The 13,380-nt window shown below is 68.6% G+C and carries 12 protein-coding genes; 10 read left to right on the top strand and 2 right to left on the bottom strand.

The window, feature by feature from the left end:
* The 6 genes from AC04L7_RS03985 to AC04L7_RS03960 form a co-directional block, all read left to right on the top strand.
* On the top strand, nucleotides 1-706 hold a 706-nt coding region (locus tag AC04L7_RS03985), incomplete at its 5' end, for a TonB-dependent receptor domain-containing protein (RefSeq protein WP_475512555.1).
* Nucleotides 707-836: 130 nt separating this feature from the next.
* Complete coding sequence (locus AC04L7_RS03980) at nucleotides 837-2,390, top strand: tryptophan halogenase family protein (RefSeq protein WP_475512554.1); 1,554 nt, start codon at nucleotides 837-839, stop codon at nucleotides 2,388-2,390.
* Nucleotides 2,391-2,403: 13 nt separating this feature from the next.
* Nucleotides 2,404-3,105 carry a SapC family protein gene (locus AC04L7_RS03975; protein WP_435996553.1) on the top strand — a complete coding sequence of 234 codons (702 nt, stop codon included), beginning with the start codon at nucleotides 2,404-2,406 and terminating at the stop codon, nucleotides 3,103-3,105.
* A 10-nt stretch (nucleotides 3,106-3,115) separates the two neighbouring features.
* Complete coding sequence (locus tag AC04L7_RS03970; protein ID WP_436000920.1) at nucleotides 3,116-4,108, top strand: cupin-like domain-containing protein; 993 nt, start codon at nucleotides 3,116-3,118, stop codon at nucleotides 4,106-4,108.
* Between the two features lie 22 nt (nucleotides 4,109-4,130).
* Complete coding sequence (locus AC04L7_RS03965) at nucleotides 4,131-5,639, top strand: tryptophan halogenase family protein (RefSeq protein WP_435996555.1); 1,509 nt, start codon at nucleotides 4,131-4,133, stop codon at nucleotides 5,637-5,639.
* A gap of 16 nt (nucleotides 5,640-5,655) precedes the next feature.
* Nucleotides 5,656-6,525: an NAD-dependent protein deacetylase gene (locus AC04L7_RS03960; RefSeq protein ID WP_436000922.1), complete on the top strand. Its 870-nt coding sequence runs from the start codon at nucleotides 5,656-5,658 to the stop codon at nucleotides 6,523-6,525.
* Here the strand turns inward: AC04L7_RS03960 and AC04L7_RS03955 are convergent.
* Entirely contained in the window at nucleotides 6,500-8,683 is a 2,184-nt protein-coding gene (locus AC04L7_RS03955) for a sensor domain-containing protein (RefSeq protein WP_475512553.1), read from the bottom strand. The genes AC04L7_RS03960 and AC04L7_RS03955 overlap by 26 nt on opposite strands.
* A 479-nt stretch (nucleotides 8,684-9,162) precedes the next feature.
* Here AC04L7_RS03955 and AC04L7_RS03950 point away from each other — a divergent pair, with 479 nt between their 5' ends.
* From AC04L7_RS03950 to hemC, 4 genes are all read left to right on the top strand, one after another.
* Nucleotides 9,163-9,885, top strand: coding sequence for an energy transducer TonB (locus tag AC04L7_RS03950; RefSeq protein ID WP_475512552.1), 723 nt, complete (start codon nucleotides 9,163-9,165; stop codon nucleotides 9,883-9,885).
* Nucleotides 9,886-10,005: 120 nt separating this feature from the next.
* Nucleotides 10,006-10,692: an alpha/beta hydrolase gene (locus AC04L7_RS03945; RefSeq protein WP_299344288.1), complete on the top strand. Its 687-nt coding sequence runs from the start codon at nucleotides 10,006-10,008 to the stop codon at nucleotides 10,690-10,692.
* Between the two features lie 95 nt (nucleotides 10,693-10,787).
* Nucleotides 10,788-11,519, top strand: coding sequence for a LytR/AlgR family response regulator transcription factor (locus tag AC04L7_RS03940; RefSeq protein ID WP_296279224.1), 732 nt, complete (start codon nucleotides 10,788-10,790; stop codon nucleotides 11,517-11,519).
* 37 nt (nucleotides 11,520-11,556) lie between these two features.
* Entirely contained in the window at nucleotides 11,557-12,465 is a 909-nt protein-coding gene (hemC, locus tag AC04L7_RS03935) for a hydroxymethylbilane synthase (protein WP_475512551.1), read from the top strand.
* Between the two features lie 16 nt (nucleotides 12,466-12,481).
* Here the strand turns inward: hemC and AC04L7_RS03930 are convergent, their stop codons facing one another.
* Nucleotides 12,482-13,228, bottom strand: a complete 747-nt coding sequence (locus AC04L7_RS03930) for a DUF481 domain-containing protein (RefSeq protein ID WP_436000924.1) — start codon at nucleotides 13,226-13,228, stop codon at nucleotides 12,482-12,484.
* Nucleotides 13,229-13,380: the final 152 nt, after the last annotated feature.

Here is a 13,380-nt window from a genome sequence, read left to right as displayed (position 1 = left end):
CCAGGACACGCTCTTCAGCCTGCCGACGCCCGTCGGTGGCGCGTACTGGAACGCGGCGATCGCCGGCGGCTGCGGCAGCGCCGACGTGGGATGCATCCGCCAGTACATCTTCGCCAACTTCGATGGCCAGCCGGGCGTGGACAGCACCGCGGGCTCCAACGGCGAGATCACCGGCGTCCCCGGTGATCCGCTGACGGTGTACAACGTCACCATCCCGGGCAATGCGGGCTCGCACAAGCTCAACGGATTCGAGCTCGCCCTGCAGCACATGTTCGGCGACAGCGGTTTCGGCGTGGCGGCGAACTACACCATCGTCGACAGCGACAGCCTGTCCTACGACAACAATGCGAAGGGCCCGCAGCAGGTGCTCATCGGCCTGAGCGATTCGGCCAACCTGGTGGGCTTCTACGACAAGGGACCGTGGCAGGTGCGCCTGGCGTACAACTGGCGCGACAAGTTCCTCAACGGCCAGTACGACGGCGATGCCGCGGACCCTGCGAAGAACAACCCGGTGTATGTGGAATCATACGGCCAGTGGGACCTGAGCGTGGGTTACAAGTTCAGCGACCGCTTCACCGTGCAGTTCGAGGGCGTCAACCTGACGGACGAGACCGCGCGGCTCAGCGAGCGCAACGAGAACATCCTGTTCTACGGCACCCAGACCGGCCCGCGCTACATGCTCGGCTTCCGCTACAACTTCCGCTGACGTTCGACGACATGCCCGGGTCCGGCCAGGACCCGGGCAGCATCGCCCAAGCCGCTGGTCTCCAGCGGCTTTGGTTTTGGGGGCGGACCGTCCGGGTTCCGCCCGTCGGTTGCCAAGACGAGGTAGCGGCGTGGATTCTCCTGTCAGACATGTAGTCATTCTCGGCGGCGGTTCGGCCGGCTGGCTTACCGCCGCCGTGCTGGCCGCCGAACACCAGGCCGCATCGGCTGCCGGACTGCGGATCACCTTGATCGAATCGCCCGACGTGGCGACCGTGGGCGTGGGCGAGGGAACGTGGCCCACCATGCGCGATACCCTGCGCAGGACGGGCGTCAGCGAAACGGATTTCATCCGTGAGTGCGACGCGGCATTCAAGCAGGGCTCGAAGTTCGTCCGCTGGCGCGAAGAGGTCGAAGGCGACTACTACCACCATCCGTTCGTGCTGCCCCCGGGCTTCCTGGAAACCCATCTGGCCGCCGGCTGGATGGCGCACCGCGACGTGCCCTTCAGCCTGCTGACCTGCTTCCAGGCGCACCTGTGCGAGGCGGGCAAGTCGCCCAAACAGTTTTCCACACCGGAATGGGCGTCCGTGGCCAACTACGCCTACCACCTGGATGCGGCGAAACTGGGCGTCTTCATGCGGCGGCACTGCGTGGAGAAGCTCGGCGTGCGCCATGTGTCCGACCACATGGTCGAGGTGGTGGCGCACGAGAACGGCGACATCGCGGGATTGCTCACGCGCGAGCATGGCCTGATCGAGGGCGACCTGTTCGTGGACTGCAGCGGCATGCGCGCGCTGCTGATCGGCCAGCACTACGGTGTCGGGATCGAGTCGCAGAAGGACGTGCTGTTCAACGACCGGGCCATCGCCACGCGGGTGCCCTATGCCGACCCCACCGTCGAGATCGCCTGCCAGACGATCTCGACGGCGCAGGAGGCAGGCTGGATCTGGGACATCGGCTTGCAGAGCCGTCGCGGTATCGGCCACGTCTACTCCAGCACCCATACCAGCGACGAGGCCGCCGAGGCCGCATTGCGACGCTACATCGTGGCGACCGGTGGCCGCGAGCAGGACATCRACACGCTGCCGAAGATCGTGATCCGACCCGGCTTCCGCCGGGGGGCGTGGCACCGCAACTGCGTGGCGGTCGGACTCTCTAGCGGTTTCATGGAGCCCCTGGAAGCATCTTCGCTGGTGATGGTCGAGCTGGCCGCGGGCCTGCTCGCCGACCAGATGCCGGCCACGCGCGCCGCCATGGACATCGTGGCCAGGCGCTACAACGATACCTTCAGCTACCGCTGGGACCGCATCGTCGATTTCCTGAAACTGCACTACGTACTGAGCGAAAGGGACGACAGCGCCTACTGGCGCGACAACCGCCGGCCCGAGACGATACCCGAGCGCCTGCGCGACCTGCTCGCGTTCTGGCGCCACCAGCCCCCGTCGCGCTACGACCTCAACCGGGTCGAAGAGGTGTTCCCCTCCGCGAGCTACCAGTTCATCCTCTACGGCATGAGGTTCACGCCGGAGGCGCGGCCCACCACGCGTCGCATGGACGACGTGCGCCGTTCCGAAGAGTATTTCCGCCAGTCCGCCGACATCGCGAGGAAGATGCTGTCGGCGTTGCCCGGGCATCGCGAGATGCTCGATCATGTGATGACGCGCGGAATGCCGCGCATCTAGGACGAATGCCCGCATGCCACGACACGCCCAGGTCAACAACATCGACCACAGGGACCTGCGAATCGATACCCGGCGCGGCGCGCACCTGGGCGATGACGTCGGTTTCGCCGCCACGTTCCCCGCCGAGTTCCGCGACCTGCAGGCCTGCTATCCCATCGTGTTCCGCAAGGACGCACGGGGTGCGTTCTCGCCCGTCGCCCTGCTGGGGTTCGAGGAGGGACGCAACCTGTTCCTCGACGGCGAACGCTGGGACGCCCACTACCTGCCGCTGGCGATCGAGCGGCAGCCGTTCCTGATCGGCCGCGCCGGCGACGAGATGACGGTGCACATCGACCTCGACCATCCCCGGGTGGGCAGTGCCGACGGCCAGCCGCTGTTCCGCGAACACGGCGGCAACACCGAGTACCTGGACCGCATCGCCTCGGTGCTGCTCACGCTGCACAACGGCCTGGAGCGCGTGCCGGCGTTCGTCGATGCGCTGCTCGCGCTCGACCTGCTGGAATCGTTCGCGCTCGATGTCGAACTGGACGATGGGTCGCTCAACCGCTTGGCCGGCTACTACACCATCAACGAAGACCGCCTCCGCGACCTGGACGCGGCGGCGCTCGGCGGGCTGCATGCCGCCGGCCACCTGGAGCCGGTGTTCATGGCGGTGGCATCGATCTCGAACTTCCGCGGGCTGATCGACAGGATGAACCGGAGCCGTGCTCGCTGACGCTGAGCCCATCCGGGAGTTCCGCGGCGACGCGCGCGACGCCCTTTCCTTGCCGGCATCGTCGGGCCCCGTCGTCCTGCGGGGCCTGGTGGACCACTGGCCGATGGTGGCGGCTGCACGCGAATCCATGCGTGCGGCCGTGGCCTACCTGCATGGCTTCGTGCGCGCGGACGCACCCCCCGTGGTCGCGACGGTCGCGGCCCCCGCGACCGGTGGCCGGGTGTTCTACAACGAGGATATGAGCGGCATGGACTTCCGCCGGGAGCAGATCCCGTTGCCCACGGTGCTCGACACGCTGGTCAAGTACGCCGACCACGCCGCGCCGCCCATGATCTACGTGGCGTCGACGACCCTCGACACGTGGCTGCCGGGCTTCCGGCGCGAGAACGACCTGCCGTTGCCCGGGCGTGATCCGCTCGCGAGCATCTGGATCGGCAATCGCACGCGCATCGCGGCGCACCAGGACGTGCCGGACAACCTCGCCTGCGTGGTGGCCGGGCGCCGCCGCGTGACGCTGTTTCCCCCCGACCAGCTGCGCAACCTGTACATCGGTCCGCTCGACTTCACGCCGGCCGGGCAGGCGATCAGCCTGGTCGATTTCGCCGCGCCGGACCTGGTGCGCTTCCCGCGCTTCGCCGAGGCGATGCGGCATGCGCAGGTGGCCGACCTCGGGCCCGGCGACGCCGTGCTGATCCCCAGCCTGTGGTGGCACCACATGGAGGGACTGGAGCCGTTCAACGTACTGGTCAACTACTGGTGGCGCGACGTGCCCGACTGGATGGACACGCCGATGAACGCCCTGATGTACGCGCTGATGACGGTGCGCGACCTTCCGCGGCACGAGCGCGACGCGTGGAAGGACGTCTTCCGCCACTACGTGTTCGAGGCCGACGACGACACCGCCGCCCATATTCCCGAGCAGGCACGCCGCCTGCTGTCCCCGCTGGACGAGGCACGTGCGCGCGAACTGCGGGCACGCCTGCTCAAGCGCATCAACCGCTGACCGCAATCCCAGGAACCTGCCCGTGAGCAACGAGATCCACGATTCCAGCAACCGACCCGTGAAGCGCGTGGTCATCGCCGGCGGCGGCACGGCCGGATGGATGGCCGCGGCGGCGATATCGCGCGTACTGGGCAAGACGCTGGACATCACGCTGGTCGAGTCCGAGGAAATCGGCACCGTGGGAGTGGGCGAAGCCACCATCCCCACCTTGCTGAGCTTCCACCGGATGATCGACATCAACGAGCAGGCGTACATGTCGGCGGTGCAGGGCACCATCAAGCTCGGCATATCGTTCGAGAACTGGCTGGACAAGGGGCACCGCTACATCCACTCCTTCGGCTTCAGCGGCAAGGAGCGCGGAACCACGGGGTTCCAGCACTTCTGGCTGCGTGGCCGCCAGGAAGGCATGGCCAGCGGCTACGAGGACTACTGCCTCGAGCTGAAGGCGGCCCTCGGCGATCGCTTCGCGCATCTCCCCCATGGGGGGCTGCACTATGCGTACCACATGGATGCCAGCCTGTACGCGAAATTCCTGCGGGAATTCAGCGAGCGCCACGGCGCCCGGCGCGTGGAGGGCAAGATCGCCGAGGTGCTGACCGAGGCCGGCTCGGGTTTCATCACCGCGCTGAAGATGGAGAACGGCGACATCCTCGAAGGCGATCTCTTCATCGACTGCACCGGCTTCCGTGCACTGCTGATCGGCAAGACGCTGGGCGTGGGCTTCACCGACTGGTCGCACTGGCTGTTCAACGACAGCGCCCTGGCCACCCAGACCACGGCGGTGCGCGACGCGGTCCCCTACACCCGTGCCATCGCCGGCAAGGCCGGATGGCAGTGGCGCATTCCGTTGCAGCACCGGGTGGGCAACGGCATCGTCTATTCCAGCCGGCACATGAGCGACGACGAGGCGCGCGAAGAGTTCCTCGGCAGCGTCGAGGGCGAGGTCATCAAGCAGCCGTGGCCGATCCGCTTCCGGCCCGGGCAACGGCAGCAGTGCTGGGCGAAGAACTGCGTGGCGCTCGGCCTGGCCGGCAGCTTCATCGAGCCGCTGGAATCGACCACGATCCACCTGATCCAGCGCGGCATCGTGCACCTGCTGCAGAACTTCCCGCAGGTGGTCACCCAGCCGGCGATCGATGAGTACAACGCGCGCCTGGACGAGGAGCTGCAACACGTCCGCGACTTCGTGGTGATGCATTACCACCTCACCGACCGGCGTGATTCGCCGTACTGGCGGGAGATCGCGGAGATGGACATCCCCGCCACGCTGCGCCACCGCATCGACCTGTTCCGCGAGACCGGCACCGTCTTCCACGTGCCGGGCGAACTGTTCGGCGAGAACTCCTGGATCCAGGTGATGATGGGCCAGGGCATCATGCCCAAGCGCTACCACCCGACGGCGGACGCGATTCCCCCGGACGAGCTGCGCAGCTTCCTCGACGACATCCGCAGCCGCGTGGTGGGCACTGCCCAGCGGATGCCGGCGCACATGGATTACCTGCGCAGCTACTGCCCTGCGCCCCGGCCCTGAGCACGCCAGCCTGCGCATCGCCTATGCTGCGGGCATGAGCGATACGCGACTCGAGGATTTCGTGGCGGCGCACCGCCAGCTCTTCGTCCTGACAGGGGCGGGGTGCAGCACCGCGTCCGGCATCCCCGACTACCGGGACGAGCAGGGCGCGTGGAAGCGCACGCCGCCGGTGACCTACCAGGCCTTCACCGGCGACACCGCCACGCGCCATCGCTACTGGGCGCGCAGCACGATCGGCTGGCCGCGCGTGGCGACGGCACGGCCGAACGATGCGCATCGCGCGCTGGCGTCGCTGGAAGCCCAGGGGTGCTGCGAAGTGCTGCTGACGCAGAACGTCGATGGACTGCACCAGGCCGCCGGCAGCCATGCGGTGATCGACCTGCACGGGCGGCTCGATGGCGTCGTCTGCCTCGCCTGCGGCGAGGTGACGCCGCGCGCCGCACTGCAGGCCCGGTTGATGCAGGCCAATCCCGGATGGATCGACCTGCAGGCGGGGACGGCACCCGACGGCGATGCCGACCTGGAGGAAAAGGAGTTCGAGCGCTTCCACGTGCCTGCATGCGAAGCGTGCGGAGGCATGCTGAAGCCGCACGTGGTGTTCTTCGGCGAGAACGTGCCGCGCCAGCGCGTGGAAACGGCGATGGCCCACGTCGACCGGGCCGATGCGCTGCTGGTGGTCGGTTCGTCGCTGATGGTCTATTCGGGGTTGCGCTTCGTGCACGCGGCCGTGCGCAGACGGATCCCGGTGGTGGCAGTCAGCCTGGGCCGTACGCGCGCCGACGATCTGCTGCAGTTCCGCATCGCCGCGCCCTGTGGGGACGCCCTCGCCTTCCTGCTCGAACGCGAGGGCGGCGCAGCGGTCAGGCCTCCGGTGGTTGCAGGCTGACCCAACGTTCCAGCGAGTGCGGTGAAAGCGGGCGCGAGACGTAGTAGCCCTGCAGCAGATCGCAATTGAGCGAAGCCAGCACCGCGCGCTGCGCCGCATTTTCCACGCCCTCCGCCACCACCTTCAACGACAGGCTGTCGCCGATGCGCAGGATGGACGTCGTCAGCGCGCGTGCAGACTCGCTGTGCTCCAGGTCGCGCACGAAGCTCATGTCCAGCTTCAGTTCGCTGATCGGCAGGCGATGCAAATGGCTGAGGCTGGAGTAGCCGGTGCCGAAGTCGTCGATGGACAGGCTGACGCCCATCCGGTGGATCGCATCGATGTTGGCCAGCACTTCCGGCTTCTCCGCCAGCATCACGCTCTCGGTCACTTCCACCATCAGTTCGTCCGGCGACAGTCCGCACTTGCCCAGCACGTTGCCGATGAAGGCCGGCAGGTCCTGCTGCTCGAAGTTGATCGCCGACAGGTTGACCGAAACGCGCGGTACCGGCACGCCGCGACGGCGCCAGTCCGCCATCTGCGTGCAGGCCTCCTCCAGCGTCCACCGGCCCAGTTCGTCGATCAGTCCGCACTCCTCGGCCATCGGAACGAAGGTGGCGGGCGATATCTCGCCGATCTCCGGGTGTCGCCACCGCAGCAGGGCCTCCACGCCATGCAGGGTCGCGTCCTCGTCGAGTGCGACCTGCGGCTGGTAGTGCAGGCGCAGCTGGCCGCTGMGGACCGCCTCGCGCAGCGCATTTTCCAGCGCCAGGCGCTCCTGCATGGCCTGGTTCATTTCCAGGCTGTAGAACACGATGCGCGCGCCGCCTTCGGACTTGGCGCGGTACATCGCGATATCGGCGTGCCGCACGAGCGAATCGACGTCCCACCCGTCGGCGGGAAACATCGCCACGCCCACGCTGGCCTGCGGCGTCAGCATCATCCGCCCCGCGTTGAGCGGCTGGGACAGGCGCGCCATCAGCCGGTCCGCGAGATTGGCGGCTTCCTCGGCCGTGCGACCGGGGACGGCTAGGACGAATTCATCGCCCGCCAGCCGGGCCACCACGTCGCCGTCGCGGAGTTCGCCGCCGAGCCGTTTCGCCAGCTCGCGCAGCAGGGTGTCGCCGGCCGTATGGCCCTGGGTGTCGTTGACGATCTTGAAGCGGTCGATGTCGACGAACAGCAACGCCACGGGACTGTCGCTGCGTGCCGCGGCCAGCAGCATCTGCTCGACCTTGCTGTTGAACAGCGCGCGGTTGGGCAGGCCGGTCAGTGCGTCGAAGAAGGACAGCTGGTGCATGCGTACGCGGGCGCGCTCGCGTTCCATCGCCAGCGCGCACAGGTGCAGGCACACGTCGACCACGCGCTGGTGGAAGTCGTCCGGCGCGCGGTTTTCCCAGTAGTAGAGGGCGAACGTGCCCAGGACGCGTCCGTCGTTGCCCTTGATGGGGCTGGACCAGCAGGCGCGGATGCCGACGGCGAGGAAGGGTGCGTTGTAGGCCTGCCAGCGCGGGTCGCGTTCGATGTCGCTGCATTCGACCGGTTGTCCGCTCCAGGCCGCCGATCCGCAGGCACCGACCATCGGCCCGGCGAGTTCGCCATCGATCATCGCCCCGATGGTCTCGGGCAGGCTGGGTGCCGCCAGCGGACGCAGGCGGCCGTAGTCGTCCAGGCCGATCACCGAGGCCACCGCTTCCGGCATCACCTTCTCCACCTCCCGGCAGACCAGGGTCAGCACGTCGTGCACGGGCTGTTCGCGGACGATCGCCCCCAGCACCTTGCGGTGCAGTTCCTCGTGCAGCTTGCTGTGGGTAATGTCGGTGTAGACGCCGAGCAGATAGCGGCTGTCGCGGTCCGCATCGAACACCGGGTTCACTACCGCGGAAATCCACAGGGGCACGCCGTTCTTGGCGTACACCAGCAGTTCGGTGCGGTAGCCCTGCTGCGTGTGCAGCTGCCCGCGGACCCATTCGACCGTTTCCGGGTCGGTGTGCGGCCCGGCGAGGAAGTCGCTCGGGCGCCTTCCCACGACTTCTTCCTGCGTGTAGCCGAGCATGCGCGTGAAGCCCTGGTTGATCCAGGTGATGCGCGCGCTGTCGTCGCACACGACGATGGCGTTGTCGCTGTGGTCGATGACCCAGGACACATCGGGCTCGCCATCGGCGAGACGGGACGGCATGGCGATGGCAGTGGGCCTCACGGTCGGTTCTTCCCCAAGAACGGTTGCCGCCTGATGGACCGGGTTCGCCACCGTATTCCCTGTGCAGTCGTTCCCGAGAGGGACGATATACCGCGTTAACGGCCCGAGCTCGCCGCACTTTACCTGAAGTCCCGCGTGCTGCGGACCGCGGCGGCGCGTGCAAACGGTTCCAGCGATGGCCCGGCATCGGGCAGCCCGGCAAGGACCTCCCCGTGGACCCTTTTTCCGTCAGGGTCGCGGAGCATGACGCAGGGTGCGGACACGGCTGACGCACCCCGGTCATGAGCGCCGCCTAGGCTTGCCGGCCGCGAAAGGGGGTGCGCATGAGAACGAGCTGGGTGTGGATCGGGATGGGAGCCGTGCTGTGCATGACGGCGTGCCGGGAGGTCTCGCCGCCCCCGGCGGTCCTTCCGGCGGGAGCCTCGTCCGCGGGAATCGTGACGGTGGATGCCGGGGACGTGTCCACGGATCCCTATGCGCGCGCCACGCGCGCACTGTCCGAGCACCGGATGCTGTCGCCTGCCGGCAACAATGCCGTGGAGCACTATCTCGCGGCCCGCGCGGCGGCGACAGACCAGGGGCGCGCGGATGCCGCGCTGGCCGAGCTGCAGCCGTACGTGCTGATCGCGGCCGAGCAGGCGATCGCGCGCGGCGACGGCGTAGAAGCCGTGCGCTTGCGGAACCTGATCGAACGCATCGATGCGCGGGCACCCGCGCTGCCACGCTTGCGCGAGGCAGTGGCGACCCTCGCCCGCGCGCAGGCCGCCCAGGCGACGGTCGCCGTGCAGACCTCGACCATCGACGCCGCGGCGCCCGCCCGCTCCGCGGCGTTGGCCGCTGTCGCGCCTGCGACCACGGCCGTGCCGTCGAGGGACGTCGAATCCTCGCCGACATCGCCGCCGCCCGCGTCCACGCAAACAACCCAGGCGACGCAGGAAACGCCGCAGCTGCCCRCTCCACCCGACGCGACGCCTCGCATCGTCCAGGCGGCGCGCGTGCCGCGGCTGGTGCAGGACGCGCAACCCCGGTATCCGCTGCCCGCCCTGCGCGCCCGCATCGAGGGGCAGGCCGACGTGGCCTTCACCATCCAGCCGGATGGCAGCGTGCGCGACGTGCGCCTGGTGTCGTCGACGCCGTCCGGCATGTTCGACGCGTCGGCGCTGGCCGTCGCGCAGCGCTGACGCTTCGAAGCCACCGGCCAGGCCCATGCCTCGAGCCGCACCGTGCGGTTCCGGCTGCCGGACGCGGAGAAAGGCGGCGGCTGAGTGGTGTCCGTGCGCCTCTGCGGCGAGAATGGCGGCATGACGACCTCTTCCGCCTCCCCCATCCTCGATGCTGTCGAACAGGAAACCGGCCCCGCGCCTTCATGGTCGGTGCTGTGGCTGCATGGCCTCGGCGCCGATGGCCACGACTTCGCACCGCTCGTGCCCGAGCTGGTACGGCCGGGCTGGCCGGCGTTGCGGTTCGTGTTCCCGCATGCGCCCGTGCGCGCCGTGACCATCAACAATGGCGTGCGCATGCGCGCCTGGTACGACATCGTGGGCATGGACTTCCCGACGCGCGCGGACAGTGCCGGCATCGAGGAATCCATCGCCCACGTGGATGCGCTTATCGAGCGCGAGCAGGCACGTGGCATCGCGCCGGACCGCCTGCTGCTGGCGGGGTTCTCGCAGGGCGGCGCGATCACGCTGGCCGCCGGGCTTCGGCGGCAGGTGCCGCTGGCCGGGCTGATCGCGCTGTCGACCTATCTGCCGGGTGCCGCGCAGGCCGCAGGTCACCTGGCCCAGGCGGCGACGGCGCAACCGGTGTTCATGGCGCACGGTGCCGCAGACCCGGTGATTCCGCTGGTCCACGCGGAACAGAGCGCCCGGGTGCTCGGCGACCTGGGCTTTGCGGTGCAGTGGCACCGCTACCCGATGGCGCATCAGGTCTGCGCAGACGAGATCCGTGACCTCGGTGACTGGATGGCGCGGCGGTTTGCGTTGTAATTCCCCCGCGTCCCCGGAAGGATGACGCAGGGCGCGGCGATGGGTAACCTAGGCCGCGGGGGATCACGCCAACGTTCATCGAGGACGCCTTTGCCGTGAAAGTGGTCATTGCCGACGACGAGTCCCTCGCCCGCGAGCGCCTGCGCGCGTTGCTGGCCGAGCACCCGGGCATCGAAGTGGTCGCCGAGGCGGAGAACGGCCTGGACGCCTTGCAGGCCTGCTCGCAGCATCGCCCCGACATGGTGTTGCTCGACATCGCCATGCCCGGCGTGGACGGACTGGAGGCCGCCCGCCACCTGGCGGCGTTCGACCCGCGGCCGGCCGTGGTGTTCTGCACCGCGTACGACGAGCACGCGCTGTCGGCGTTCGAGGCCGCGGCCATCGACTACCTGATGAAGCCGATCCGTCCTGAGCGCCTGGCCGCCGCGGTCGAGCGCGCGCGTACCTTCATCGCCGGACGCGAAAGCCAGCCGCCCGCCGCCTCGAACAGCCAGCCGCGCACGCACCTTTGCGCACGCCTGCGCGGCAGCCTGCGCCTGATTCCGGTGGACGAAGTGCACTACCTGCAGGCCGAGGAGAAGTACGTGGTGGTGCACCACGCGCGCGGCGAGGACCTGATCGAAGAGTCGCTGAAGTCGCTGGAAGAGGAGTTCGGCGGCCGCTTCGTGCGCATCCACCGCAATTGCCTGGTCGCGCGCCACGAACTGGTCGAGATCAAGCGCATCGGCGATGGCCATGTCCAGGCCATCCTGCGCCACGGCAAGGCCCCGTTGGAAGTGAGCCGCCGCTGCGTGGCCGGCCTGCGCGAGACGGTCAAGGCGCTCTGATCGCCGCCGCGATGGCGGCATGCGGGATAATGGCCGCATGACCACCCTGCGCATCGCCACCCGAAAGAGCCCGCTCGCCCTCTGGCAGAGCGAACACGTCGCCGACCGCCTGCGTGACGCGCATCCGGGGCTGGCGGTCGAGCTGGTGCCGATGAGCACGCGTGGCGACGAGGTGCTCGACCGCTCGCTGGCCGCGATCGGAGGCAAGGGGCTGTTCCTCAAGGAGCTCGAACTGGCGATGCTGCGCGGCGACGCCGACTGCGCCGTGCATTCGCTCAAGGACGTGCCGATGGAGCTGGAAGGGCCGTTCGCGCTGCCCGCCATCCTGGCGCGAGCGGATCACGCCGACGCTTTCGTATCGARCCTGCATGCCGGCATCGACGCGTTGCCGCACGGCGCGCGCGTGGGCACATCTTCGCTGCGGCGGCAGGCGCAGCTGCGTGCGCAGCGGCCGGACCTGGCATTGGTCGACCTGCGCGGCAACGTCAATACGCGCCTGGCCAAGCTCGACGCCGGCGAGTACGACGCGATCATCCTGGCGTGCGCCGGCCTGGAACGGCTCGGGTTCGCCGCGCGCATCCGCGCGCGCCTGGACGCGCCGCACTGGTTGCCGGCGCCGGCCCAGGGCGCCGTCGCGGTCGAGTGCCGTGCCGACGATCCCGCGATGCACGCACTGTTCGCCGCGCTCGAAGACACCCCCACACGCATTTGCGTGGAGGCGGAGCGGGCGATGAATCGCGCCCTGCACGGCAGCTGCCACGTGCCCGTAGCGGCCTTCGCGCGGCGCGAAGGCGACGACCTGGTGCTGTCCGGGCTGGTCGGATCTGCGCAGGACGGCCAGGTCCTGCGTGCCGAGGCCCATGGCCCGCTCGCCGATCCCGACGCGCTCGGTCGCCGCGTCGCCGCTCGGTTGCTGGAGCAGGGCGCAGGCGCGTTCCTCGCCTGAGCGTCGTGCGGCGCGCTTACTTGAAGCGGTAGACCACGTTCATGGTGGTCAGCGTGTCGGTGCGCTTGCGGTCCGGCGCCACGTCGCTGTTGTGGCGCGCCTGCCAGCCGGCTTTCAGCGCCAGGTGGGAGTTCATCGTCACCGACACGCCCAGGTCATTCTGCGCGAAGGTGTTGTAGTCGCCCGACTCCACCAGCAGTTTGTTGACGATCTCGGTGTTCTCGCTCAGTGCGTAGCGCACGTCGATCAGGCCACGACCGATGAAACCGGCTTCCGTGCGCGCATCCAGCGTGTCGTAGGCACGGCGGTAGCCCGGCCCGACCTGCAGGTCCAGGTGCGCGCGTTCGTTTTCGATCACGCGGTTGCCGTAGCTCAGGCTGACCGACTGCTGCCGGCTGTAGGTGCCGAAATCGTCTTTCTCATGGCGCACCGAAGTGTTCAGCGTGCCGCGATCGTCCATCAGGTAGGCGCTGTTGGCGGTCACCGTGTAGCGATTGGCCGTGGTGCGCGTGTCGCGGACGGCACTGCCGTCTTCCTGCGTGCGCATGTATTCCGAACGCGAGTGCAGGCCAAACAGGCTGCCGCTGTGGCGCCATGCGCCGCCATCGGTGTAGGTCAGGTCCAGCCGTCCGTTGAAACTCTCGTTGTTGCTGTTGCCGCTGGCGGCGGCGAAGCCGAGTTCGCCCCCGCCGGTGAGCTTGGGGGTCGGCGGAGGAGGGGCGGCGGGTGTCGGGGGGGTCTCGGGGATGGGACGCACCGCCATCGAGACCACCGGAAGCGCCATGCCCTCCTGCTTGCCGAAACCCTTGCCCGCCTTGGGCGCGTCGACCTTTTCGTTGCGGGGCAGCAGCACATCGGTCGCGTGCGCCTGCAGTACACCGCTTGCCGACAGTGCAAGGGCGAGCAGGGTAAGGG

Source organism: Pseudoxanthomonas sp. LjRoot204_2, assembly GCF_056175765.1.
This window is presented reverse-complemented; position numbering and strand designations above follow the sequence as displayed.

Excerpts from the sequence above, each read along its gene's own strand:
- AC04L7_RS03930 (WP_436000924.1), bottom strand. The coding sequence starts at position 13,228 with ATGGCGGTGCGTCCCATCCCCGAGACCCCCCCGACACCCGCCGCCCCT.
- AC04L7_RS03975 (WP_435996553.1), top strand. The coding sequence starts at position 2,404 with ATGCCACGACACGCCCAGGTCAACAACATCGACCACAGGGACCTGCGA.
- AC04L7_RS03945 (WP_299344288.1), top strand. The coding sequence starts at position 10,006 with ATGACGACCTCTTCCGCCTCCCCCATCCTCGATGCTGTCGAACAGGAA.